At 64.6% G+C, this 24,379-nt stretch carries 18 protein-coding genes; 12 read left to right on the top strand and 6 right to left on the bottom strand.

From position 1 onward, the window contains the following. Nucleotides 1-125: 125 nt before the first annotated feature. Together VB618_RS14510 and pdeM are read left to right on the top strand one after the other, a co-directional pair. Nucleotides 126-2,822, top strand: a complete 2,697-nt coding sequence (locus VB618_RS14510) for a ligase-associated DNA damage response DEXH box helicase (protein ID WP_329797418.1) — start codon at nt 126-128, stop codon at nt 2,820-2,822. After that, on the top strand, nt 2,819-3,520 hold the full coding sequence (pdeM, locus tag VB618_RS14505; protein ID WP_329797417.1) for a ligase-associated DNA damage response endonuclease PdeM: 702 nt from the start codon (nt 2,819-2,821) through the stop codon (nt 3,518-3,520). Before VB618_RS14510 ends, pdeM begins: the two co-directional genes overlap by 4 nt. 102 nt (nt 3,521-3,622) lie before the next feature. Here pdeM and VB618_RS14500 read toward each other — a convergent pair whose 3' ends face one another. The 4 genes from VB618_RS14500 to VB618_RS14485 all read right to left on the bottom strand — a co-directional run bounded on the left by VB618_RS14500 (nt 3,623) and on the right by VB618_RS14485 (nt 9,613). After that, the gene (locus tag VB618_RS14500; RefSeq protein ID WP_329797416.1) at nt 3,623-4,600 is read right to left on the bottom strand and encodes a nitrilase family protein; all 978 of its coding nucleotides are present in this window, start codon (nt 4,598-4,600) and stop codon (nt 3,623-3,625) included. A gap of 76 nt (nt 4,601-4,676) precedes the next feature. After that, entirely contained in the window at nt 4,677-5,438 is a 762-nt protein-coding gene (locus VB618_RS14495; protein WP_329797415.1) for a TIGR02186 family protein, read from the bottom strand. Continuing rightward, on the bottom strand, nt 5,435-6,364 hold the full coding sequence (locus tag VB618_RS14490) for a sulfite exporter TauE/SafE family protein (protein WP_329797414.1): 930 nt from the start codon (nt 6,362-6,364) through the stop codon (nt 5,435-5,437). The genes VB618_RS14495 and VB618_RS14490 overlap by 4 nt, the downstream gene beginning before the upstream one ends. Nucleotides 6,365-6,466: 102 nt before the next feature. Then, nucleotides 6,467-9,613 carry a hypothetical protein gene (locus VB618_RS14485; protein WP_329797413.1) on the bottom strand — a complete coding sequence of 1,049 codons (3,147 nt, stop codon included), beginning with the start codon at nt 9,611-9,613 and terminating at the stop codon, nt 6,467-6,469. 369 nt (nt 9,614-9,982) lie between these two features. On the opposite strand from VB618_RS14485, the gene VB618_RS14480 reads away from it, so the two are divergent. The 8 genes from VB618_RS14480 to VB618_RS14445 all read left to right on the top strand — a co-directional run bounded on the left by VB618_RS14480 (nt 9,983) and on the right by VB618_RS14445 (nt 18,691). Beyond that, nucleotides 9,983-10,393 (top strand): MerR family transcriptional regulator, encoded by a 411-nt coding sequence (locus VB618_RS14480; protein ID WP_329797412.1) that lies wholly within the window; start codon nt 9,983-9,985, stop codon nt 10,391-10,393. Nucleotides 10,394-10,638: 245 nt separating this feature from the next. Further along, nucleotides 10,639-12,432: an acyl-CoA dehydrogenase C-terminal domain-containing protein gene (locus VB618_RS14475; RefSeq protein ID WP_329797411.1), complete on the top strand. Its 1,794-nt coding sequence runs from the start codon at nt 10,639-10,641 to the stop codon at nt 12,430-12,432. A 127-nt stretch (nt 12,433-12,559) separates the two neighbouring features. Further along, entirely contained in the window at nt 12,560-13,768 is a 1,209-nt protein-coding gene (locus tag VB618_RS14470; RefSeq protein ID WP_329797410.1) for an acetyl-CoA C-acetyltransferase, read from the top strand. A gap of 124 nt (nt 13,769-13,892) precedes the next feature. Continuing rightward, nucleotides 13,893-16,103 carry an FAD-dependent oxidoreductase gene (locus VB618_RS14465; RefSeq protein WP_329797409.1) on the top strand — a complete coding sequence of 737 codons (2,211 nt, stop codon included), beginning with the start codon at nt 13,893-13,895 and terminating at the stop codon, nt 16,101-16,103. A 148-nt stretch (nt 16,104-16,251) separates the two neighbouring features. Continuing rightward, complete coding sequence (locus VB618_RS14460; RefSeq protein WP_329797408.1) at nt 16,252-16,761, top strand: DinB family protein; 510 nt, start codon at nt 16,252-16,254, stop codon at nt 16,759-16,761. Then, on the top strand, nt 16,758-17,306 hold the full coding sequence (locus VB618_RS14455) for an acyl-CoA thioesterase (protein ID WP_329797407.1): 549 nt from the start codon (nt 16,758-16,760) through the stop codon (nt 17,304-17,306). Before VB618_RS14460 ends, VB618_RS14455 begins: the two co-directional genes overlap by 4 nt. 55 nt (nt 17,307-17,361) lie before the next feature. Next, nucleotides 17,362-17,985, top strand: coding sequence for a 2-hydroxychromene-2-carboxylate isomerase (locus VB618_RS14450; protein WP_329797406.1), 624 nt, complete (start codon nt 17,362-17,364; stop codon nt 17,983-17,985). A gap of 7 nt (nt 17,986-17,992) precedes the next feature. Then, on the top strand, nt 17,993-18,691 hold the full coding sequence (locus tag VB618_RS14445; protein WP_329797405.1) for an aspartate/glutamate racemase family protein: 699 nt from the start codon (nt 17,993-17,995) through the stop codon (nt 18,689-18,691). Between the two features lie 105 nt (nt 18,692-18,796). Here the strand turns inward: VB618_RS14445 and VB618_RS14440 are convergent, their stop codons facing one another. After that, nucleotides 18,797-22,306, bottom strand: a complete 3,510-nt coding sequence (locus VB618_RS14440; RefSeq protein ID WP_329797404.1) for a PAS domain-containing hybrid sensor histidine kinase/response regulator — start codon at nt 22,304-22,306, stop codon at nt 18,797-18,799. 72 nt (nt 22,307-22,378) lie between these two features. After that, nucleotides 22,379-23,293, bottom strand: a complete 915-nt coding sequence (locus tag VB618_RS14435) for a LysR family transcriptional regulator (RefSeq protein WP_329797403.1) — start codon at nt 23,291-23,293, stop codon at nt 22,379-22,381. 102 nt (nt 23,294-23,395) lie between these two features. Between VB618_RS14435 and VB618_RS14430 the strand changes: the two genes are divergently transcribed. Both VB618_RS14430 and VB618_RS14425 read left to right on the top strand, forming a co-directional pair. Further along, nucleotides 23,396-23,830, top strand: coding sequence for a DoxX family protein (locus VB618_RS14430; protein ID WP_329797402.1), 435 nt, complete (start codon nt 23,396-23,398; stop codon nt 23,828-23,830). An 11-nt stretch (nt 23,831-23,841) separates the two neighbouring features. After that, entirely contained in the window at nt 23,842-24,369 is a 528-nt protein-coding gene (locus VB618_RS14425) for a VOC family protein (protein WP_329797401.1), read from the top strand. Nucleotides 24,370-24,379 lie beyond the last annotated feature (10 nt).

Genomic DNA, 24,379 nt, shown 5'->3' with positions numbered 1-24,379 from the left:
ACGATCAGGAGCAGCGCTATGGATTCCCTTCCCTTCCCCTCCGCTACGCTCCGGCCGGGAATGACAGGGGAGAGCCGGGGCCCAACCATGGCGGAACCATTCCGGTAGCCTTATCTTGAGGACTCATGTCCCAGCGTCCCGCCTCCCTTCTCCCCAAAACCTTTCGTGACTGGTTCAAGAGCCGCGGCTGGAAGCCGAGGGCGCACCAGCTGGACCTGCTCGCCAAGGCCGGGCAGGGCCGCTCCGTGTTGCTCGTGGCGCCCACAGGGGCGGGCAAGACGCTGGCCGGGTTCCTGCCGAGCCTTGTGGAACTCTCGGAGCGGGGAGGCCGCGGGTTCAAGGAGAAGCGCGGGCTCCACACCCTCTACATTTCCCCCCTGAAGGCGCTCGCCACCGACGTCGCCCGCAACCTCGAGATACCGGTCGCCGAGATGGGGCTTCCGATCCGTGTCGAAACGCGCACCGGCGATACGCCCTCACACAAGCGGGCGCGGCAGATCGAGCGGCCGCCGGACATCCTGCTCACCACGCCCGAGCAGCTGGCGCTGCTTCTGGCCCATGCGGAGGCGCAGGAATTCTTCAAGGATCTGCGGCGCGTGGTTCTGGACGAGCTGCACTCGCTCGTCACCTCGAAACGCGGCGACCTGCTCTCGGTGGGGTTAGCACGCCTGATGACGATCGCCCCGCAGGTCACCGCGGTGGGGTTGTCGGCGACGGTGCGCGAGCCGGATGATTTGCGGAGGTACTTGGTGCCGCAGCGATCCACCTCCCCCTTGAGAGGGGAGGTCGCACCGGAGGTGCGGGAGGGGGCAGGAAGCGCGACCATTACGAATGTTGCGCTGCCACCCCACCCCGGAGCGCTGACGCGCTCCGACCCTCCCCCACCCAAGTCGGATGTTTCCGACTTGGGAAACCAAGAACGGATCACGGGAACACCCGTGATCCGAGGGGAGGATGAAGAGCGCCTCGCCGATCTCGTCGTGGTGCAGGGCGGCGCGCAGCCGAACATCCGCATGCTCGACCTCGACGAGCGCTTGCCGCTCGCAGGCCACACGGCGTCCCTGTCGATGCCGGCGATCTACGCACTCATCCGGACGCATAAGACCACGCTCGTCTTCGTCAACACGCGCCTGCAGGCGGAATACACGTTCCAGGAGCTGTGGAAGCTCAACGACGACAATCTCGCCATCGCGCTCCACCACGGCTCCCTTGACGTGTCGCAGCGCCGCCGCGTCGAGGAGGCGATGGCGGCGGGGAAACTGAAGGCTGTCGTCTGCACCGCGACGCTGGATCTCGGCATCGACTGGGGCGATGTGGATCTTGTGGTGAATGTGGGCGCGCCGAAAGGGGCCTCTCGCATCATGCAGCGCATCGGCCGCTCGAACCACCGCATGGATGAGCCGTCGGAAGCCTATCTCGTGCCGGCGAACCGCTTCGAGATTCTTGAATGCCGTGCCGCGCTCGATGCCGTGCACGAGGCTGCGCAGGACACGCCGGATGCCCGCATCGGTGCGCTGGACGTGCTCTGCCAGCACATCCTCGGCATGGCCTGCGCCGGTCCCTTCGACCTGGCGGAGCTGTACGAGGAGGTGCGTTCCGCCGCCCCTTATGCGGGGCTGACGTGGGAGGATTTCGAGGCCTGCGTGGCGTTCGTCGCGACGGGAGGCTATGCCCTTCGTGCCTACGAGCGTTTTGCCAAGATCGTGAAGGGCAACGACGGCCTGTGGCGCGTGCGCGATGCCAGGGTGGCGCAGCAATACCGGCTCAACGTGGGCACCATCGTCGAGTCGACCATGATCAAGGTGCGGCTCGGCAAGTCCATGCGCTCGCGTCCGGGCACGGTCCTGCCGCGCGGACGAATTCTCGGCGAGATCGAGGAGTCGTTTGCCGAGACGCTGACGCCGGGCGACACGTTTCTGTTTGCCGGCGAGGTGCTGCGGTTTGAGGGCATTTCCGAGGACGAGGTGCTGGCCACCCGCGCGGGCGCCGGCACCGATCCGATGATCCCGTCCTACGAGGGCGGCAAGTTCCCACTCTCGACCTTTCTCGCAGCCCGCGTGCGCGCGATCCTTGCCGATCCGTTCGAATGGGACCGTCTGCCGCTGCAGATGACCGAATGGCTCCTGCAGCAGCGCCGCCGCTCCATCGTGCCGGGGGCGCGCGATCTTCTGGTCGAGACCTTTCCGCGCGGCAACCGCTTCTACATGACCTGCTTTCCCTTCGAGGGCAGGCTCGCGCACCAGACGCTCGGCATGCTGCTCACCCGCCGCCTGGAGCGGGCCAAGCTTAAACCCCTGGGCTTCGTGGCCAACGATTACGGCATCGCGGTCTATGCCTCGGGCGACATCGCGGCCCGATCCGGGCGGGAGCCTGGATTTCTGGACGAGCTGTTCTCCGAGGACATGCTGGGCGACGACCTGGAGGATTGGCTGGCGGAATCCTCCCTCATGAAGCGCACCTTCCGCCAATGCGCCGTCATCGCCGGCCTCATCGAGCGCCGGTTTCCGGGGGAGAAGAAGACCGGACGGCAGGTGACGATTTCCACCGATCTCGTCTATGACGTGCTGCGCAAGCACGAGCCCGATCACGTTCTGTTGCGCGCTGCCAGGGCGGATGCGGCAACGGGACTCCTCGACGTGAGGCGCCTCGGCATGATGCTTGAGCGCATCCGGGGGCGAATCATCCACAAGCCGCTCGACCGGGTTTCTCCTTTGAGCGTGTCCGTCATGCTGGAGATCGGCCGCGAGCGCGTCTATAGCGACAACGCGGACGAGATTCTGGCCGAGGCGGAAGCGGCGCTTCTCGACGAGGCTTTGGCGTGACGGCATTGCGAAAGAACAAAGAGACAACGCACGAGATCGAGCTCAAGGGGCAGCCGGCGCTGCTCGACCTGACGGGCGCGATGTATCTGCCGCAGCACGACGCCCTGCTCGTGGCCGACCTCCATTTCGAGAAGGGCTCGTCCTTTGCCCGGCGCGGCATGATGCTGCCGCCCTACGACACGCGTGAGACGCTTGCTGCGCTCTCCGACGCGGTATTTCGCTTCAACCCGAAGACCGTGATCGCGCTCGGCGACAGCTTTCATGACATCGGCGGGCCGGACCGCCTCGGGAGCGAGGAGCGTACGGCCCTGTCAGAGGTGCAGCAGGGCCGCGAATGGATCTGGGTCACGGGCAATCATGACCGTATCCTGCCGGACAGCATCGGCGGGCAGGTGGTGGAGGAGATGAGCCTGGGCTCCCTCACCCTGCGCCATGAACCGGCGTCGGGAGAGCAGGCGGAGATCGCCGGCCATCTCCATCCGGTCGGCAAGGTGGTGATGCGCGGGCGCTCCACGCGGCGGCGCTGCTTCCTTACCAATGGCAGCCGCTGCGTGATGCCGGCGCTTGGCGCCTATGCGGGCGGCTTGAATGCCTGCGATGCGGCGTTCAAGCCGCTGTTCCCGAACGGCTTCACCGCGCACCTTATCGGCACCGAGCGGATTTTTGCTATCGCCAAGGCGATGCTCTGCCGGGATTGAGCATCGAACTGCGTCATGCCCGGGCTTGTCCCGGGTATCCACGTCTTCACCCGCCTAAAAACGTGGATGGCCGCAACAAGTGCGGCCATGACGTCGGGAGTGTCATTTCCCTGCTTTCACCACTGGCGCGTCCGAAAACCGCGCCTGCCGTGGTGCGAGCTCATGCCCCTGGGGCTGCGTGAGTAGGCCGTAGAGGTCTGGCCGGCGACCGCGGATCCACCGCCGTCCCGTGGCAAGCGGCAGGAGGCTGAGGTCGAGATCGGCAACGACCAAAGCATCGTCCGCTTTCCAGGTTTCCGCGACGATCCGGCCATAGCAATCGATGATCATGGCGTTGCCCGTGCGGACCTCACCGTCGTCCTCGCCGACGCCGTTGGCAAACAGCAGGAAATAGCCGTTGTCGTGGGCGCGGGCCGGCAACCAGCGCATCAGCCATTCGCGTCCCTTGGGGCCACGGAACTCCGCTTCGATGGCTTGCGGATTGCTTTGGCGGTTCTCCCAGAGGGCGGGATCGATCAACCCCATGGCCTGCGGGCTGCGCGAATGGCAGCCGCCGGTCTGGTGTGGGGCCATGACGATGTCGGCGCCGAGCAGGGCCGTGGCGCGCGCGTTCTCGACGAGGTTGTTGTCCCAGCAGATGAGAACACCGACCTTCACGCCCCAGGGCGTATCGAACACCGTGTAGCTGTCGCCGCTCGCGATGTCGTCGCTCTCGAAGGCATGGAGCTTGCGGTGGCGGTGGACCTGTCCGTCGGGCAGGCAGACCACATAGGTGTTGAAGAGCCGTCCGTCATCGGCCTGTTCGATCAACCCGACACCGATGGCCATGTCGTACCGGGCCGAAAGGCCTAAGACCGCCTGTGTGGAGGCACCCGAGGGCACAGCTTCCCCAAGCGCCTCCAGCTGCTTTCTTCCGAGATTGCGCACATGCCAGTAGCCGGTCAGGCACATCTCGGGAAAGGCGAGAATCTTCACTTGGCGCTCGACGGCCTCATGGCAGAAGCGCTCCACCACGGCCATGTTGTAGGCCTTGTCGTTGGCCCTGTGGTGAAACTGAACCGTTCCGGCCTTCAGCATCATCGCGCATGCTCTCCTTAATTGCCGAGCAGGATCACCTGACGATCCCGGCCTGTAAAGGCGGAGCCCGGTGTCTTGTTCAGTCGCGCCGGAAGATGACGTTGGCGAGCCAGCCGAAGAAGATCGCGATCACGGCCGTGGCAAGGCCATAGAACAACGACCAGTCGCGGGCGACAACACCGATCTGCTCCTCGAAGCCCGTTTTCACCAGCTCGAAATTGGTGTTGGTGCGGGCCAGGATCACGGTGTCAGCGAACAGCGTGACATCCACATCGTAGTTGCCGGGCGGCGCCGTGGCCGGCAGCGGAATTCCTGCGCGGAAGATGTCCGAGGTCAGGAAGGTCACGCCGCGCTCGTCCTCGAGATAGAGACCTTCCTGAGCCTTCAGGCGATGCAGCGCTTCTCGGAACGGCTTGTCCGCTCCGTCGCGGCCAGTGGTGAAATCGTTGGAATTGACGAGAGCCGTGAGACCGATCTTCTGCCGCTGGCGCAGCTGGTCGCTGGTGATCTCCGTAATCGGCCGTGAGGTCATCACGCTGATATAGGCAGGGACTGAGGGAAACTTCTGCTGTTCCTGGTTGATCCAGACCGGGCCGAGCCGCTCCTTCTCGCGCACGGTCAGGAACTGGCGTGGGCCGCGCACCGTCACCACCACATCATAGGCCGTGGCGCGAGCGACCGTCTGAGCATCGCGCTCGATGGCGCCGAACACCGCGATCTCCGTGCCGGTATAGTTGGAATTGATCAGCACCCGATGGTTCGACAGCGACGTGATCAGGGTCTCGGCCCGTGCGGGAGCGAGGCTCACCAGCAGGAGCAGGAGGAGACAGATCGCCCTCACGTGCGCACCTCCTGGACGGAGATGGAGAAGGGCTCCTCCGGTTGCAGCACGAGCTCGAGCCCGAAGCGCAGACCCACGGCCAGCAGCAGGATCGCGAGCAGGAAGCGGAACAGCTCCGCCCGCAGATGGCGCCCCATGCGGGCACCGAACTGGGCGCCGAAGACGCCGCCCACGATGAGGAGGATCGCCAGCACCATGTCGACCGCCTGGTTCGTCACCGCGTGGAGGATGAGGGCCACGAGGGTGGTGCAGACGATCTGGAACTGGGACGTGCCGACGACCACGGTGGTGGGCACGCGGAAGACGTAGAGAAGCGCCGGCACCACGATGAAGCCGCCGCCGATGCCGAGCAGCGCGCCGGCGAATCCGATGAAGAGCGAGAGCCCGAGGATGGGGATGACGCTGATATAGAGCTTGGAGCGGTAGAAGCGCATGCGCAGAGGCCAGCCGAGATAGGGCGCATGCTCGCCGGCCTTGCGCCGCAGGCGCACCACGCCTCCTTTCCGCCTGTGCCAGAATTCCCGGATGCTCTCCTTCAGCATCAGGCTTCCGACGATGGTGAACAGCGTCACGTATGAAATGACGATCACGAGATCGAGCTGTCCGGCCCGTCGCGCGGCCGCGAAGAACCAGACGCCGAGCACGGATCCAACGAAACCGCCCGCCACCAGGATGGCGCCGAGCTTGTGATCGAGCGCGTTACGTCTCAGCGCGCCGAGCACACTGGTGGTGGAGGAGGCGACGATCTGGGCCGATTGGGTCGCGACGGCCACCGCCGGGGGGATGCCGAGGAAGATCAGGAGCGGGGTCATGAGAAAGCCGCCGCCGATACCGAACAGCCCGGATATGAAGCCCACCGCCGCACCCATCCCCAGGATGAGAAGAACGCTCACAGGCATTTCAGCGATAGGCAAATAGATTTGCAACCCGGTTCCCCTATGGCCGGTGCAGCCACGTCGTTGTTACAGCATCATGCAGGCGATGTAACGGTCGTGTTCTGAACGAAAGATGACGGAGCCTGCCTGCTCTCAACTCCTGTCAGGTGAAGATCGATCCAGGGCAGCCGTCCATTCCGGGGCGGCCGCCGGGGGCTCGTTCGCGATCGGGTCTACGGCGCGCGGGCGCCAGTGGTCGATGGCGGCCTTGGCGGTCTTCAGATCCGCAGCGCTGAGGCGGGCGGCCAGTTCATCCCGCTTCCGTGCTGCTTCCGCATCGCCCTGAGCGGCCGCAAGGGAAAACCACTGGAAGGCCTTGGGCAGGTTGGGCTTCGAGCCGATGCCGCGGGTGAGCAGCAGGCCTGTGTTGAACTGGCTGTCGCGGAACCCGGCCTCTGCGGCCTCGGTGTACCAGCGCAGGGCCGTGGCGTAGTCCAGCTTGCCGCTGGCCCCGGAGGCGAGCAGGGTCGCGAGGTTATGCATCGCCCGGACATGGCCGCCCAGGGCCGCCCGCTCATACCAGAAAACGGCCTGCTTGAGATCGCGCCCGACCCCGAAGCCCTTCTCGAACATCGCGGCAAGGCGCTCCTGGGCCGGCGGGAGGCCCGCCTGGGAGGCGCGCTCGAAGAGGCGGACAGCCGCTGTCGGGTCCTCGACCACGCTGCGCCCTTCGGCCAGTCGAGCCCCGATCTCGTAGAGCGCCGCCGCATCCCCCGACAGGGCTGCCTGCCGCAAACCTACGGGAACATCGGCCGGGATGCCACTAACTGTTGCGGGATCCACGAGAAACCTGCCTGTGGCCAGAGGGGCTGGGGGCGCGGATGGCGCGGCAAGGCTCGAGTTCTGGAACGGGTTTAAATCCTGCCTTGTCGCAGGGGTGCTTGCCGTGATGTGGGTTTGCGCCTCGGGAGCTTGGGCTGCATGGGGCGCGCTTGCCGACGCGGAGCCGACGGCTGAGACGCTGTGCTCCCCGGACAGGATCTGGGCCGTACCGGCCGCCAGGACCAGGAAGGCGAGCCCCAGTAGGAGGGGACGACGGTGGCTGTCGAGGGTCCGCCGCAGGCGCTGGAACAGCGATGGCAGCAGCGGTGCGGCCGCCTCGGGTGCTCCGTCCTGCTCTTCGCTAATGCGACCTGCCTCCTGCGCCTCCGGCAATAGGGAGGGCTCCGCGGGTTCCGGCACCGCATTCTGCGCAGCCCTTCGTGCCGCCGCAATGAAGCTTGCGCGCACATGCCCGCCATCTTCGTCCGAGGTCGCAAGGGGCGTGGCCTCTGCGGGTCTTAAGTCATGCGCGGGTGAGCCGGAGCCCTGAGACGCAGTCTCTTCAATCTGGGACAGGGTAACCGTATGAAGCTTGCGCACGGCCGCCTCGAGGCGGTCCGCCGGCGGCAGCGACACAGGCGGCTCCGGGGGCGAGACGGTCAGGCCTCGCGTCGCCGGTGCAGCCTGGCTCGGCAGGCGGGACGCCAAGGCCTCCAGGGCCTCGTGAACCGATTTCAGTGTTTCCTGCGTCTTCCGGTCAGAACGGGTATGAATAGCTTTCATCTCGACGAAGCCATGCTTGAGCATGTCCAGATCGCCTGCATCCGGCAGGGCCGTTCGAATATCGTTCAGCGCGGTCCTGGCCGCACGTTCCGCAATCCCGGCAGCCTCGCTCTGCAGATTTGCCAGATGACCGGCCGCCTCATCCAAGGCTTTGTGCAGCGGTTCCCCGGGTATGGACCCAAGGCGCTCTGCAAGCGCCGCAACCTGCCGCTCCAGGGCATCGAAGCCCGCCGGTTGAGCTGCCGTGCGTTCGAGCTTTTCGTCGATCGAACGGAGCATCTCGGCCATGCTGGCGGTGTCGGACTGCCGGCCGAGCTGCCGCAGTTCCTGCTCGATCCGGTCGAACCGCTCCAGGATAGGTTCATTGGAGAGCGCCTCCCGCTCGGGTGCTGCATCGCCGCCGGTGGAGTGGCTGCCGGATAGGCTGGCCATGCGTTCGGTCAGGAGCGCCAACTGCTCGCTGATCGGCGCGAGATCCGCCGGTTTCGGGTCCGGGCGGCGGACGAGGAGATCGAGGCGGCGGTCCACGCTTTCCAACAGTTCCGGAACTTTGCTCGTGTCCTGGGCCGTGGCGGTCACGTAGAGGGCCGAGCAGACATCGTCGAGGGACCGCTTCAGGGCGGTGAAATCGCTTTTGCCGACCTGATGGAGGCGAAGCTCGGCAATCTGCCGGCCGAGAGCTTCGACTTCACCGGAAAGCCGGTCCATCTGCTGCGGGGCGGCCCGGCTCGCAAGATCCTGGCGCAGGTCCACGATCTGGCCGCTGAGGAATTCGATGGCCGAGCGGTCGACACCCGTCTCGGCCATGCGGTCGATCTTCCCCTTGAGCAGATCGATGGCTTGATTGATGTGCTGATGCAGGCCCTCGTTGACCCCCTCCGAGAGAGTCTGGACCTGCTCGTAGAGAACGGTCATCGAGCTTGCGAGGGCCCGCAGATCCTTCGTTGTCGGGCCTTGCGCGAGATCCTTCGCGACGGAGCCGATGGAAGCATCGAGAGCGGCGATCTCCTCGTGGGTCGCCAGGTAATTCATGCCGGCCCGGAGAGTGTCGATCTCTGCGCGGATCGCCTCGACGGCAGGCACCAAGGCCTGATCGGGCTGCTCCAGGCGCGTGGCGAGCCTGGCCATGTCAGCCCGCAGGCCGGACAGGGTCTCGGACACAGGGGCGAGCGCCTTGAGCGCCTCTGCAACAGGAAATTCGATGCGCGGCGGAGCGGCTCGCTCGGCGGCGACCCGGCGCTCGACCGTGTCGAGGCGCTCCTTCAGAGACGAGAGGGCTTGAGACAGGATCGCGGCGATGCGCTCCTGCTGATCCGTGGAGACACGGGTGGCGTCGTTGAGGCGGGTCTCGGCCTGCTCGATCCAGCTTGCCATGGACTCCAGTGCGATGGCTGTGCGCGAAGCCTGATCCTGGGCCTGCCGCTCGCTCTCGGCCGCAATGGCAGCCATGAGCGTTTCGTAATCCTTCTTCGGCGTGGAGCGCGGCGCGGAGGACACCCGGGCGATCAGGCTGTCGAGATCGCTGCCGGTCGTATGGCGCGCCTTGGGCCGATAGGAGGGAGCGTGTTCGGTGTCCTGTTCGGCCAGAACGGCCGCAGCCCATTCCTCAAGGCTCAAGCCCGCCCGGCGTGCAGCGGCTATGGCCAGCTCGCGGGCATCCAGGTCGTCAAGTCTTGAGAGGACGTGTCGTCTCATCATGGGCTCGCGGGGATACGCTGGAACTCCTCAAGACGGACAGCGGCCCCGTGCCGATCTCCGCCTGGCGAGCAAAGGGCACTGGAGACGAGGCGAATCACGGCGCCTCCAAACCCTTCATCCGACAGCGCAGCTTTCGTCGGGCGTAGTAAAAAACCCGTTAAATGGAGGGGGTTTGAGGGCAATTGCTCATTTGAGGGGCAGGATATTCCCTTGCGTCATGCCGCAAGGAGCGGGTTCTTCTGCCCTATCGGCATCGAATATCTGTAATACTCTTGCATCTGTTGAAATATATGTTCTATCATTTCGTTACCAAAGGGGATGTGCGCTGGGCACTGAGCCAAGAACAATGAGATGACGGGGCATTCCATGGACCAATACGCAGTCGGCGCCAAAGCTGAAGAGGCAGCAGAGGGTGCAAAGTCTTACACGATCGGCGATCTCGCGCGCGAGTTCGGTGTGACCCTCCGGACGCTCCGCTTCTACGAGGATCGAGGTCTCCTGTCCCCGCGCCGGGACGGCACCGCCCGCATTTACGATGCCCGCGACCGTGAGCGTCTCTCCGTAATCCTCAAGGGCAAGCAGCTCGGCTTCACCCTCACCGAGATCCGCGCCATGGTGGAAGAGCAGCGCTCCGGCAACGGCCCTGCCTTGAACCTCAAGCTGTCCCTCGACCAGATCGAGGACCAGATCCTGCACCTCGAGCAGCAGAAGAAAGAAATCGAGGAAGCGCTGGCCGAGCTTCAGGCCCGCCGCGCCGGCATGGCTGCAGCGGCCTGATCGTCGCGCCCTAATCCGACCTTCCCGAAAAGCCCTCCGGTATCAGGCTGCACGCCTCGGTGCCGGAGGGCTTTTCGTTTGTGTGCCCAAGCCCCCTTATCGAGCGGCCCGTCTCCATCCCTCGAAAGATTTAGTGCTCGCCTCTTCCAAATCCGGCGAGATAGTTTATATGTGAACTATCTGCTTGGCCGGTGATCTTCCGCATGGGAAGATGTCCGCCGGCAATCGATCTGGGAGACATCCGAATGCCTGTCTACAAGGCCCCCGTCGAAGACGTCATGTTCCTCCTGAACGACGTGTTTCCGATTGAGCGCTACAACAACCTCCCTGGCTTTACCGATGCGACGCCCGACACGGCAGAGGCAATCCTCGCCGAGGGTGCCAAGCTCTGCGAGGAGGTGTTCGCACCCCTGAACCTCTCCGGCGACCAGGAAGGCTGCACCCGCAATCCGGACGGATCGGTGACCACGCCCAAAGGCTTCAAGGAGGCTTATGAGGCTTACGCTGCCGGCGGCTGGATGGGTCTCGCCGCGCCTGAGGAATACGGAGGGCAGGGGCTCCCGTCCGTCCTCAATACGATCATGCAGGAATTCGTCTCCGCGTCGAACCTGGCGCTCGGCATGTACCCGGGCCTGACACAAGGCGCCATCGCGGCGCTGATCGAGCATGGCACCGAGGAGCAGAAGAAGACCTACCTGCCCAAGATGATCGAGGGCACGTGGACCGGCACCATGAACCTCACCGAGCCCCATTGCGGCACGGATCTGGGGATGCTCAAGACCAAGGCCGTGCCGAACGGCGACGGCTCCTATGCCATTTCCGGCACCAAGATCTTCATCTCCGCCGGCGAGCACGACATGGCGGAGAACATCGTCCACCTGGTGCTCGCCCGCATCGAAGGCGCGCCCGCCGGCACCAAGGGCATCTCGCTCTTCGTGGTGCCGAAGGTTCTCGTGAACGAAGACGGCTCGCTCTGTGAGCGCAACGGCGTGTCCTGCGGCTCGATCGAGCACAAGATGGGCATCCATGGCAACTCCACCGCCGTCATGAACTACGATGGCGCCAAGGGCTGGCTCGTGGGTGAGGCAAACCGCGGCCTCAACGCCATGTTCGTGATGATGAACGAGGCGCGTCTTGCGGTGGGCGTGCAGGGTCTCGCCCAGTCCGAGGTCGCCTATCAGAACGCGGTGGCCTATGCGAAGGATCGCCTCCAGGGCCGCTCGCTCACCGGCGCGAAGTTCCCCGACAAGCCCGCCGATCCGATCATCGTGCATCCGGACGTGCGCCGCACGCTGATGTCTATCAAGGCCTTCAACGAGGCCGGCCGCGCCTTCATCGTCTGGACGGGGCTGAACAGCGACATCGCGCACCGTTCCTCCGACGAGGCGCAGCGCCAGGTGGCTGAGGACTACATGGGCCTCATGACGCCGGTGGCGAAAGGCGTGCTCACCGATCTCGGCTTCGACAATACCGTCAAGGCGCAGCAGATGTTCGGCGGCCACGGCTATATCGAGGAATGGGGCATGTCGCAGTTCGTGCGCGATGCCCGCATCGCCATGATCTACGAGGGTGCCAACGGCATCCAGGCCATGGATCTCGTCGGCCGCAAGCTCGGCAAGGACGGCGGGCGCGCTGTCATGACCTTCTTCAACGAGGTCGGCGCCTTCTGCCAGGACAACGCCGGCGACGAGAGCCTCAAGGCCTACATCGCGCCGCTGCAGCAGGGCTTAAGCCATCTGCAGCAAGCCACCATGTGGTTCATGCAGAACGCCATGGCAAAGCCCGACAATGCCGGCGCCGGCGCCACCGACTACATGCACCTCTTCGGGCTCGTGGTTCTGGGTTATATGTGGGCCAGAATGGCGAAGGCCGCGCAAGTGAAGAAGGCTGAAGGCAACGGCGTTGCCGAGAAGATGGACGCCAAGCTCCTCACCGGCCGGTTCTTCATGGAGCGCATGATGCCTGAGACCGCCACGCGCTTGGCCCTCATCACCACGGGCGCCGACACGACCATGGCGATGCCCGTCGAGGCATTCTAAGCAACAGGCGTCATCCCGGCCGAAGCGCAGCACAGAGCCGGGATCGCATGACGAATGAAATGCCCTATTCTGATGACGATCCCGGATCGCTTCGCGTCCGGGATGACAACCTGACCGGGAGGCCTCCATGGCTGAAGCCTATATCTACGACGCCGTCCGCACCCCGCGCGGGCGCGGCAAGCCGGATGGTTCGCTGCACGAGGTTCCGGCGGTGGACCTCGCCGTCACGACCCTCGACGCCATCCGCCGCCGCAACAACCTCGACCCGAAGCTGGTCGAGGACGTGGTGCTCGGCTGCGTCGATCCGGTGGGCGAGGCGGGCGGCGACATCGCCCGTGCGGCGGCGCTGAAGGCGGGCTTCGGCAAGGAGGTGCCGGGCGTTCAGATCAACCGCTTCTGCGCCTCGGGGCTCGATGCGGTGGCTCTCGCCGCCGCGCAGGTCATGTCGGGCATGAAGGACATCACCATCGGGGGCGGCGTCGAGTCCATGAGCCGCATCGGCATGGGTGCTTCGGGCGGCGCATGGCCGGTCGATCCGGGCATCGCCATCGACAATTACTTCCTGCCGCAGGGCATCTCGGCGGACCTGATCGCCACGAAATACGGCTTCTCCCGCGATGACGTCGACGCCTACGCGGTCGAGTCGCAAAAGCGCGCCAGCAAGGCCTGGGACGAGGGGCGTTTCTCCAAGTCCGTCGTGCCGGTGAAGGACATCAATGGCCTCACGATTCTTGCGCGTGACGAGCACATGCGGCCGCAGACCAACATGCAGTCGCTCGGCCAGCTCAAGGCCGCCTTCGTGCAGATGGGCGAGATGGGCGGCTTCGACGCGGTGGCAATCGCGGCCCATCCTGACGTGGAGTTCGTCAATCACGTGCATCACGCCGGCAACTCGTCCGGCATCGTCGACGGTGCTGCCGCCGTTCTCGTCGGCAACAAGGAGGGCGGCACGAAGGCTGGCTTGAAGCCGCGTGCGCGCATCAAGGGTTTTGCCTCTATCGGCTCCGATCTTGCGCTCATGCTCACCGGCCCCATCGACGTGTCGGAGCTGGCGCTGCGCAAGGCCGGCATGACGAAGGACGACATCGATCTCTTCGAGATCAACGAGGCCTTCTCGTCCGTGGTGCTGCGCTACATCCAGGCGATGGATCTCGATCCGGCGAAGGTCAACGTTAATGGTGGCGCCATCGCCATGGGCCATCCGCTCGGCGCCACCGGCGCCATGATCCTCGGCACGGTGCTCGACGAGTTGGAGCGCACGAACAAGCAGACGGCTCTCGTCACCTTGTGCGTGGCCGCCGGAATGGGCACGGCCGCGATCATCGAGCGCGTTTGATCTTTCACTGTCATCCCGGGGCCGCGAAGCGGAACCCGGGATCGTAAGACCAGAAATCGGACAACGATCCCGGCTCTTCGCTGCGCTACGGCCGGGATGACGGGAACCCTCCCGGGAGGACACCATGACGAACTTCACCAATTTCCGCTTCGAGACCGACGCCGACGGCATCGCACTTGCCACCTGGGACATGCCCGGACGCTCCATGAACGTCATTACCCCAGAGGTGATGGGCGAGCTGGAGCGGATCATCGAGACTGTCGTGGGCGACGAGGCCATCAAGGGCTGCGTCATCACCTCCGGCAAGGAGGCATTTTCCGGCGGTGCGGACCTCACCATGCTTCAGGGGCTCGGCGCCGAATATGCGCGGCTTGCCAAGGAGAAGGGCGAGGAGGCTGCCATGCAGTTCTTCTTCGATGAGTCCCGCAAGCTCTCGCTGCTCTACCGCCGCCTCGAGACCTGCGGCAAGCCATTTGCAGCCGCTGTGCACGGCGTGTGCCTCGGTGGTGCCTTCGAACTGGCGCTCGCCTGTCACTTCCGTGTGCTGTCGGATGTGGATGCCACGCGCGTCGGCCTGCCCGAGGTGAAGGTGGGGCTCTTCCCCGGCGCCGGCGGCACGCAACGTGTGGCGCGTCTGATGCAGACGGGCGATGCCCTGCAGATGCTGTTCAAGGGCGAGCAGATCCGCCCGCTCATGGCGCGCAACATGGGCCTCGTTCATTCTGTCGCTCCGCGCGAAGGAATCGTGCAGGCCGCGAAAGACTGGATCAAGCAGGGCGGCTCGGCCGTCGCCCCGTGGGACCAGAAGGGCTACAAGCTGCCCTCCAACAAGGTGTTCTCCGCCGCCGGCATGCAGATCTGGCCGCCGGCCAACGCCATCTACCGTCGCGAGACGCAGGACAATTACCCGGCGATCCGGGCGATCCTGGAATCCGTATATCAGGGCCTGCAGTTGCCGATGGATTTGGCCCTCAAGGTGGAGTCGCGCTGGTTCGCCAAGATCCTGCGCTCGAAGGAGGCGGCGGCGATGATCCGCACGCTGTTCATCTCCATGCAGGATCTGAACAAGGGTGCGCGCCGTCCCAAGGACGTGCCGCCCACCAGCCTCAAGAAGGTGGGCGTGATCGGCGCAGGCTTCATGGGCGCGAGCGTGGCCTATGTCACGGCCAATGCAGGGCTTGAGGTGGTGCTCATCGACCGCGATGTGGAAGCGGCCGAGAAGGGCAAGGCGCATTCGCACAAGCTCATGAGCGATCAGGTCATGAAGGGCCGCGCCAAGACGGCAGATCGCGATGCGCTGCTCGCACGCATCACGACATCGGCTGACTACAACGATCTCAAGGATTGCGATCTCGTCATCGAGGCCGTGTTCGAGGATCCCAAGGTGAAGGCCGAGGTGATCCGACAAGTGGAAGCTGCGATCCGCCCAGACTGCATCTTCGCCTCCAACACCTCGACCCTGCCGATTTCGGGCCTCGCCCAGCAATCGAAGAATGCCGGGCAGTTCATCGGCATCCATTTCTTCTCGCCGGTCGAGAAGATGATGCTGGTCGAGATCATCTTAGGAAAAGAGACGGGCGACAAGGCGCTCGCCACCGCGCTCGACTACGTGCGCCTGATCAAGAAGACGCCGATCGTCGTCAACGACTCCCGCGGCTTCTTTGCCAACCGCTGCGTGCTTGCCTACATCCTTGAGGGTCATCTCATGCTGACGCAAGGCGTGCCGGCGCCCATGATCGAGCAGGCTGGCAAGCAGGTGGGCATGCCCGTGGGCCCGCTCTCGCTCAACGACGAGGTCGGCGTCGATCTCGGCCTCAAGATCCTGCGTGCTACCAAGGCGCAGCTGGGCGATGCCGCGATCATTCCGGAGCAGGAGCAGCTGCTCACCACGCTGGTGGAGAAGGAAGGCCGCTTCGGCCGCAAGAACCGCAAGGGCTTCTACGATTATCCGGAAGGCGGTCAGAAGCTCCTGTGGCCTGGACTGAAGGACCTGCAGGTGGACCCGGCGGCAGCCGAACTCATCGACATGGACGAGTTGAAGCAGCGCCTGCTCGTGACGCAGGCCCTGGAAGCGGCGCGCACCGTCGAGGAGGGAGTCGTCACCGATCCGCGCGAAGCGGATGTGGGCTCCATCCTCGGCTTCGGCTTCGCGCCCTATACGGGCGGTGCGCTCTCCTACATCGACTTCATGGGCGCAAAGGCCTTCGTGGAATTGTGCCGGACGCTGCAGGCCAAGCACGGCGACCGCTTCGCGCCGCCGAAGCTTCTCGTCGACATGGCAGCAAGCGGCGAGACCTTCTACGGACGGGCGGCCAAGGAGAAGAAGGCGGCGTAAGCTGCCTTTCCCTCTCCCCTTTGCGGGAGAGGGTGACCTGCAAAGCAGGTCGGGAGAGGGGCTGTGCTTGCTATCAACTGCCCCTCTCCCGGCTCACATTCGCTCGCCACCCTCTCCCGCAGAGGGGAGAGGGCAGAGGGAGCTTCCCATGAAACAGCACTTTGTCATGATGGCGGGCTACAATGCCTGGTGCAACGAGCGCCTCTATGAGGTTGCCGCGCAATTGCCCGATGCGGATTACCGCGCGGATCGCGGGGCGTTCTTCAAGTCGGTTCACGGCACCCTCAACCATATCCTCGTCGCCGACCGCATCTGGATGAGGCGGTTTACCGGGGAAGGAGAAGCCCCGAACCGCCTCGATGCCATTCTGTTCGAGGACTTCGCCGAGCTGCGCGCGGCGCGCGAGAAGGAGGATGCCCGGATCGCCGCCTACATCGACGGCCTTTCCGAGGCCGATCTCGCGGGGCGCTTCCGTTACCGGACGATCACGAACCCGACCGATGTCGAGCAGCCTCTGGCACCGGCGCTGATGCATTTCTTCAATCACCAGACTCACCATCGCGGGCAGGTTCACTGTCTGCTCACGGGCCTCGGCCGTGAGGCACCCTCTCTCGATCTGCTCCTCTTGCAGCGTCAGACCGGGATCGGCATGGCATGAACCTGTGGCTGCGCATCCTTCATTTGATCGTCGCGTCTTTTGTCCGGCCGAAGCTCGATCCGGTGCGGGATGTGTCACGCCTGACCTTCCGTGTCTGGCCGCACGATCTCGATACGTCGCTGCACATGAACAATGGGCGCTACTGGACGCTGATGGATCTCGGGCGCACCGACATCATGATCCGTTCGGGCCTCTGGCGGCCCATTCTCAAGCATGGCTGGGTGCCCGTGGTGGGCGCGGGGCAGATCCGGTTTCGGCGGGAGCTCAGGCCTTTCCGCATCTTCACCCTTGAGACGCGCATTCTCACCTGGTCCGACACGCACGTGGTGATGGAGCACAGGCTGGTCTCCCAATCCGAGGATGGCAGCACGATCCTCAACGCCATCGCCCTGGTGAGGGCAGGGCTCTACAACCGCAAGGAACGGCGCTTCGTCTCGATGGATCGGCTGCTGAAGGAGATCGGGCTTCAGGCGGAGGCGCCGGCGGCCGCGCCGGAGGTCGAGGCTTTCCTCCTGGCGGAAGAGACATTGAAGAGCGCCGCCTGATGGTCCAAGTTGGGGCCATCACCACCCTGGCCTCATCAACCGCGAGCCTCACCCCATGCCCCGCATCATCGACTACTACTTCTCCCTCGTGAGCCCCTGGGCCTATATCGGCCATGCCCCTTTCATCGAGATCGCCCAGAGGCACGGGGTCGAGGTCAATTACAAGCCGGTGTTTCTCGGGCGGGTCTTTGCGGAAACCGGCGGCCTGCCGCTCGCCCAGCGCCACCCGGCCCGGCAACGCTACCGGATCCTGGAACTGCAGCGCTGGCGAGAGAAGCGCGGCCTGTCCTTCAATATCACCCCGAAGCACTGGCCCTTCGACGTGAACCTGGCCGACCGCTTCGTGATCGCCATCAATGCCACCGGCAAGAGCCCCGATGCCTTCCTGCGCCGCGCTTACGCGGCGGTCTGGGAGGAGGAGCGCAACCTCAGCGACCCGCTCGTTCTCACGGAGCTGGCGGAGCAGGAAGGTTTCGATTCATCCACGCTCATGGGTGTGGCCACCGGCAGCACCACCGAGGCGATCTATGCCCTCAACCTGGAGAACGCGGTGGCGGCCGATGTCTTCGGCTCCCCGGCCTATGTGCTCGACGGCGAGGTGTTCTGGGGCCAGGACAGGCTCGACCTTCTCGCCGACGCCCTGGCGAGCGGACGCACGCCCTATACGCCAAACCTTTGATGCCTCCATGCGAACCATAGGGCTCATCGGTGGCATGAGCTGGGAAAGCTCGGCCGAGTATTACCGCATCATCAATCAGGAAACGAACCGGCGGCTTGGCGGCGTGCACTCGGCACGATGCCTGATGTTCTCCGTCGATTTCGAGGAGATCAAGCGGCTGCAGCATGAAGGCGATTGGGAGAGGCTGAATGAGGCCATGAAGGATGCGGCGCTCCGGCTCGAGCGCGGCGGCGCTGACTTCATCGTTCTGTGCACCAACACCATGCATCGCCTGACTGAAGCCATCTCCTCCGCGGTGAGCATTCCGCTGCTTCACATCGCTGATCCTACGGCCGAGAGGATCAAGGCTTCAGGCTTCGAACGTGTCGGCCTGCTCGGTACCGCCTTCACCATGGAGCAGAATTTCTACAAGGGTCGTCTGCAGCAGCGCCACGGTCTCGATGTCATCGTACCGGACGAGGATGACCGCCGGATCGTCCATGAGATCATCTATAAGGAACTCGTGCTCGGGCAGATCAGGCCGGAGTCCCGTCAAGCCTATCGGGAAGTCATCGCCCGTCTGATCGAGCGTGGCGCCCAATGCATCATTCTTGGCTGCACCGAGATCATGCTGCTCGTGTCGGAAGAAGACAGCGCCGTGCCGCTCTTCGACACAACGACAATCCATGCCGTTGCGGCGGTGGATGAGGCTCTGAGGTCTAACTGATTTTCTCGTCATGGCCGGGCTTGTCCCGGCCATCCCGATAAGGGGAACGCTGCGCTCCAAGCAATCGAGGTCACCGGCACAAGGCCGGTGATGACGTGAGGGCCTCTACTCCGCCGCCACCTTCGTGGCCCGCCACTGCGTGAGCAATGCGCGCAATGCCGCCGGCTTCAGCGGCTTGTTGAGGACGTGGATGTTCATCGCGGCTGCCGCGTCCCGCACCGCAGGCGTGCGGTCGGCTGTGACGAGCAGGGCCGGCATATCGACCTGGGTTTTCCAACGCAAGGCTTTGATGAGTTCGAGCCCATCGGTCTCGTCCAGGTGGTAGTCGGCGATGATCACCTCCGGCAAGCCTCTGCTCGTGCGCAGGGCCTGATGCGCGCCCTCCAGGTCGGAGGCGATCCAGACCTCACATCCCCATCCCGTGAGCAGGAGACGCATGCCCTCCAGGATGGCCGGCTCATTGTCGATGACCAGCACGCGCAGGCCTGACAGCACGGTCGCAGGGACCTTCGGCGGCTCGGGCGCTGCGGCCGTTGCCGGAAGAGCGGCGACCACAGGCACCTCCAGCCGGAACACGGAGCCGCGACCGACCTCGGAATTCAACGTGATCGGGTGCTTGAGCACCCGGCCGATGCGCTCGACGATAGAGAGGCCAAGTCCCAGACCCCGCGCAACCTTCATGCCTTGATCCAGGCGCTGGAACTCGCGGAAGACGACACGTTGCTTGGAGGTCGGGATGCCGAGACCTGTGTCCCAGACCTCAAGAACAAAGTGCCCGCCGCGGCGGCGTCCGCCGACAAGCACACGTCCGGAAGGCGTGTACTTGATCGCGTTGGAGATCAGGTTCTGCAGAAGGCGGCGCATGAGACGCCGGTCCGAACGCACCGTCAGGGAGGAGGGGGCGAAGGTGAGCTTCAGGCCTTTGTTCTTGGCCACCGGCTCGAACTCCCGCTGCAACTGGCGGAACAATTCGTCGATGCGGAAGCTCGACCATTGCGGCTTCATGGCGCCCGTATCGAGGCGCGAGATGTCGAGAATGGCCGTGAGGATCTCCTCGACTGCGTCGAGCGATGCGTCGATGTTCTCGGCCAGCGTGACATCGCCCGCTTCGCGATCCCGCTCCACGAGAGAAGTGGCATAGAGGCGGGCCGCGTTGAGGGGCTGCAGGATGTCGTGCGAGGCGGCGGCGAGGAAACGCGTCTTGGAGATGTTAGCCTCATCAGCCTCCGCCTTGGCGTTCCTGAGCGCTTCGTTGAGGCGCGTGAGTTCCTCGGTTCGCTCGCGCACCCGCTGCTCCAGGGTCTCGTTGGCACGGCGGCTCGCTTCCTCCGCCAGAACGGTTTCGGTCACGTCCGTGTAGGTGGTCACATGGCCGCCGTCGGGCAGAAGGTTCGAGCGGATCTCGATCACCTTGCCCGACGGATAAAGCCTGAGGCGCACCGGCTCCACGTCGTGCCGGAAGGAGTGGAGACGGGCCGCCACGAGATCCTCGATCTTTCCGGGACCATAGGAGCCGCGCGAGGCGTTGTAGCGCACGATCTGCTCCATGCCGATCCCCACCTGCACGAAGTTGGGCGGCATATCGTAGAGGTCCAGAAAGGCCTGGTTCCACGCCAGCAGCCGCAGGTCGCCGTCGATCACCGTGATGCCCTGCTTGGCATAGTTGAGCGCGTGCTGAAGAAGGTCGCGGCTGTGCTGGATCGCCGCCGATGCATCGTCGAGCAGCTTGAGGGCCGCTTCCGTAGAGACGGTGCGGCGGCGCAGCAGCAGGGACAGGGCAAGGCGAGAGGATGCGGTCCCGATGGCCGAGGCCAGGAGGTGCTCTGCATAACGCAGGAGATGGATGTCAGCCTCGGCGCGCGTGTCCAGAGTTTGTCCGCGACTGTGAGCGAACCCTTCGAAAGACCGGACCGTCCGCTCCTCGCCAAGATAGCGGGCGACGGTGGCGCGCAACTCGCCGACGCTCACGCTGGCGCGGAACAGGCGGAAGCTCGGTGTAGCGGAAGCCGCGGCCTCGCCAAGGAAGACATTGGCCTGGATCTGCTCCATGGCCGTCACTGGCCGCCACAGGGAGAAGGCGATGTAGCACAGGATGTTGAGCGTGAGGCTCCAGACGACGCCGTGGGTCAGCTGGGGCAGATCGACTCCGAACAGGGATGTGGGCTTCAGCGCGGTAACGCCGAAGGGCCCCGTGACAACGACATCCGACCAGAACACGCCGTCCCAGACGAGACTTGGCAGAAGGAGCGTGTAGGCCCAGGTGATGAAGCCGATGACCAGGCCGACGCTGGCGCCGAGTGCCGTACCACGGGACCAGATGAGACCGCCGAGAAAAGCCGGTGCGACCTGGGCGATGGCGGCAAAGGACAGAAGGCCGATCGCTGCGAGCGCCGCTTCGCCGGAGGCGCGGTAATACGCATAGCCCAGCAGGATCACCACGACGATGGAGATACGCCTCACGCCGATCACGAAACTGCCCGGATCGATGCCCGCAAAGGCGCGCCGTCGCAGCACGATGGGCATTACCAAGTGGTTCGAGATCATCACGGCCACGGCGACGGAGTCGACAATAACCATGGCGGTCGCTGCCGAGAAGCCGCCGAGGAACGCGATCACGGCCAGGATGCCGGCCTTGTCCATCAGCGGCAGGGCGAGCACGGTCATGTCCCGGTCAACAGTTCCCTCGGGAAAGGTCGCAAGGCCTGCCAGCGCGACCGGAATGACAAAGAGATTAATGAGAAGAAGATAGACCGGGAACAGCCAGGCGGCGCGCTTCAGATCCGAGATGTCGTGGTTCTCGACCACCGTCACATGGAATTGACGCGGCAGGAGAATGGTGGCGCAGGCTGAGAGCAGGATGAGGGTGATGTAGCTGCCGAAGCCGGAGGTCAGTCCCATCAGGTCGGAGCTGGTGCCCTGGGCGTTGAGGCGCTCCAGGATCCCATCATAGCCGTTGAACATCACGAAGGTGATGTAGCCGCCGATCATCAGGAAGGCGATGAGCTTCACCAGGGACTCGATGGAGATGGCGAGCAGAAGGCCGTTCTGGTGTGCTGTGGCATCCGTATGGCGCGTGCCGAAAGCGACGGCAAAGCCTGCCAGCACGAGAGCAACGACGAGGGCCAAATCTCCGAGGAACGGGAGTTGCGACAGGGATGCTCCGTCCGCATCGGACAGGAACACGTCGAGCGACGACGATACCGCCTTGAGCTGCAGGGCGATGTAGGGAATCGAGCCGACGAGCGCGATCAGGCTAACGAGGGCTGCCACGCGCTCGCTCTTGCCGTAGCGGGCTGCCACGAAGTCGGCGATGGATGAAATGTTCTGGGTCTTCGCGATCCGCACGATCCGGGCGACCAGCGGATAACCCAACCCGATCACCAGGATGGGGCCGATATAGATGGCGAGGAAGTCGAACCCGGAGCGACTGGCGAGCCCGACCGATCCGAAGAAGGTCCAGGAGGTACAATAGACCGCGAGCGCGAGGGCCGCGATGGTGGAGCGGGCCGGCCCCTGAACGAAGCGCCGTCCCCAGTTGTCGCCCCAATAGGCCACCGTGAAGAGGAAGCAGAGATAGACCAGCGCCGACAACACGACGGCCCAGGTGGCGACCATAGGCGTGAACCCTCGAAAACAGACGTAGATCAGCTTTAGCCGTTTAAGAGGGCGAAGGCCACCGCCAGCCGCTCACAGGCCCTGGTCCCATATCGGCTCCGGTGCGAAGCGTCTGGCTAGGAACTCTATGAAGGCGCGCACCTTGGCCGGGGCTTGGCGACCGGAGGGGAGGACGGCATGGATGCCGGGCTGATAGGTCGGGTAGCGGCCAAGCACCGGCACGAGGCTGCCGTCACGCAGGCAATCGCCCACGATGAAGGTGGGCTGGTAGATCAGCCCCTGTCCGGCAACGGCCGCAGCCAGCAGCGCATCGCCGTTATTGGCCCGCAGGTTGCCCTGCACCGGCACGACGATCTCGCCGTCCATGCCAAAGGTCCAGCGATTTGCCCCGATAGCACTCGGCAGGGTGTAGCCAAGGCAATTGTGTTGAGCCAGATCGTCGAGGGTCTCCGGAGTGCCGCGCTCCTTCAGGTAAGAGGGAGCGGCGCAAACGACGGTGCGGCAGGGGGCAAGGCGCCGAGCGACGAGGCTCGAATCCTTCAGCTGCCCGATCCGGATGGCCAGGTCCCACCCTTCCTCGATCAGGTCGACATAGCGGTCGGCGAGACCGAGATCGAAGGAGACGGCCGGATGGAGGCGGTTGAATTCCGGCAAGGCGGGAGCGATGTGCCGAAACCCGAAGGTGAGGGGCACATTGAGCCGCAGGGTTCCTATTGGCTCGATCCGTTCGAGGCTGGCGGACGCTTCTGCCTCCTCGATCTCGGCCAGGATGCGCTCGCAGGCTGCGAGATAGTTGCGCCCGCCCTCGGTCAGCACCAGCTTGCGGGTGGAGCGGTGCAGCAGTTTGACCCCGAGCCTCTCCTCGAGAGCGGCCACATGCTTCGTCACCATGGTCTGCGAAAGGTTGAGCGCCCGCGCGGCCGCGGAGAAGCTGCCGAGAGCTGCGACGCGAGCAAAGACCTGCATGCTGGTGACACGGTCGAGCATGGGACGATCTCACCCCCCCTGGTGTGAGCTGATATTCAACAGGAGGGATTATCATATTTCTGGTTTGAGATCATATGAAGGCTTCACTCTGGAGATATTTCGATGATCGATACCCGTACCGCTCCCTATGCCGCCCTGATCCTTCGCATCACCCTCGGGGTCCTGTTCCTGGCTCACGCCGGTCTCAAGGTTTTCGTATTCACGCCCGCCGGCGCCGCTCAGTTCTTCGGCAGTCTCGGTCTGCCTCCGGCTCTGGCCTATCTGACCATCGCGGCCGAAGCGGCCGGTGGCATCGCCCTCATCCTCGGCTTCTTCACCCGCTGGGTGTCGCTGGCCCTGATTCCGATCCTGCTCGGCGCGATCGTGTTCGTGCATGGGCCTGCCGGCTTCTTCTTCAACAACCCGAACGGCGGCTGGGAGTATCTCGCGTTCTGGATCGCTGCTCTCGTGGCTCAGGCGCTGCTGGGCGACGGCGCTCTTGCGGTGCGGACCGGATCGATGAAGGCTGCTCCCACGTTGTCCACACGTTCGGCCTGAAGGACAAAGCAATGTTGAAAACCGCTTCCCATGACGCCACCGGACAGCCGGCGGCACGGCCTATCGATCCCGGTGTCCGCATCGGCCATGTCCACCTCAAGGTAGCCGATCTCGACCGCTCGCTTGCCTTCTACTGCGGTGTGCTCGGCTTCGAGCTGATGCAGCGCTACGGCACCCAGGCTGCCTTCGTGTCGGCCGGGGGCTATCATCATCACATCGGCCTCAACACCTGGGAGAGCCAAGGCGGCTCTCCGCCGCCTCCCGGCACCACAGGGCTCTACCATGTGGCAATCCTCTACCCCACGCGAGCGGCGCTGGCCGACGCGCTCTACCGCCTCACGGAGGCCGGCATTCCGCTGCAGGGAGCGAGCGATCACGGCGTGAGCGAGGCGCTCTACCTGAGCGATCCCGACGGCAACGGCATCGAGCTCTATGTCGACCGGCCGCTCGCCCAGTGGCCGAGAACGCCGGGTGGCGAACTGCAGATGGTCACGCGTCGCCTGGACCTGCAGGAACTGCTCGCCAGCCGCGGCACTTGACCAAATTCCC

Origin of the sequence: Microvirga sp. CF3062 (assembly GCF_036314045.1) — a bacterium.
Taxonomy (GTDB): Bacteria; Pseudomonadota; Alphaproteobacteria; order Rhizobiales; family Beijerinckiaceae; genus Microvirga.
Note: the sequence above shows the minus strand (reverse complement) of the source record. Positions and strands in the feature narration are given on the sequence as shown.

What these genes read in the sequence shown, in the direction of transcription:
- VB618_RS14435 (WP_329797403.1), bottom strand. Translation starts at nt 23,293, where the DNA reads ATGCTCGACCGTGTCACCAGCATGCAGGTCTTTGCTCGCGTCGCAGCT.
- VB618_RS14425 (WP_329797401.1), top strand. Translation starts at nt 23,842, where the DNA reads ATGTTGAAAACCGCTTCCCATGACGCCACCGGACAGCCGGCGGCACGG.
- VB618_RS14485 (WP_329797413.1), bottom strand. Translation starts at nt 9,613, where the DNA reads ATGAGACGACACGTCCTCTCAAGACTTGACGACCTGGATGCCCGCGAG.
- VB618_RS14510 (WP_329797418.1), top strand. Translation starts at nt 126, where the DNA reads ATGTCCCAGCGTCCCGCCTCCCTTCTCCCCAAAACCTTTCGTGACTGG.
- VB618_RS14460 (WP_329797408.1), top strand. Translation starts at nt 16,252, where the DNA reads ATGAAACAGCACTTTGTCATGATGGCGGGCTACAATGCCTGGTGCAAC.
- VB618_RS14500 (WP_329797416.1), bottom strand. Translation starts at nt 4,600, where the DNA reads ATGATGCTGAAGGCCGGAACGGTTCAGTTTCACCACAGGGCCAACGAC.
- VB618_RS14440 (WP_329797404.1), bottom strand. Translation starts at nt 22,306, where the DNA reads ATGGTCGCCACCTGGGCCGTCGTGTTGTCGGCGCTGGTCTATCTCTGC.
- VB618_RS14480 (WP_329797412.1), top strand. Translation starts at nt 9,983, where the DNA reads ATGGACCAATACGCAGTCGGCGCCAAAGCTGAAGAGGCAGCAGAGGGT.
- VB618_RS14450 (WP_329797406.1), top strand. Translation starts at nt 17,362, where the DNA reads ATGCCCCGCATCATCGACTACTACTTCTCCCTCGTGAGCCCCTGGGCC.
- VB618_RS14455 (WP_329797407.1), top strand. Translation starts at nt 16,758, where the DNA reads ATGAACCTGTGGCTGCGCATCCTTCATTTGATCGTCGCGTCTTTTGTC.
- VB618_RS14445 (WP_329797405.1), top strand. Translation starts at nt 17,993, where the DNA reads ATGCGAACCATAGGGCTCATCGGTGGCATGAGCTGGGAAAGCTCGGCC.
- VB618_RS14465 (WP_329797409.1), top strand. Translation starts at nt 13,893, where the DNA reads ATGACGAACTTCACCAATTTCCGCTTCGAGACCGACGCCGACGGCATC.
- VB618_RS14470 (WP_329797410.1), top strand. Translation starts at nt 12,560, where the DNA reads ATGGCTGAAGCCTATATCTACGACGCCGTCCGCACCCCGCGCGGGCGC.
- VB618_RS14475 (WP_329797411.1), top strand. Translation starts at nt 10,639, where the DNA reads ATGCCTGTCTACAAGGCCCCCGTCGAAGACGTCATGTTCCTCCTGAAC.
- VB618_RS14430 (WP_329797402.1), top strand. Translation starts at nt 23,396, where the DNA reads ATGATCGATACCCGTACCGCTCCCTATGCCGCCCTGATCCTTCGCATC.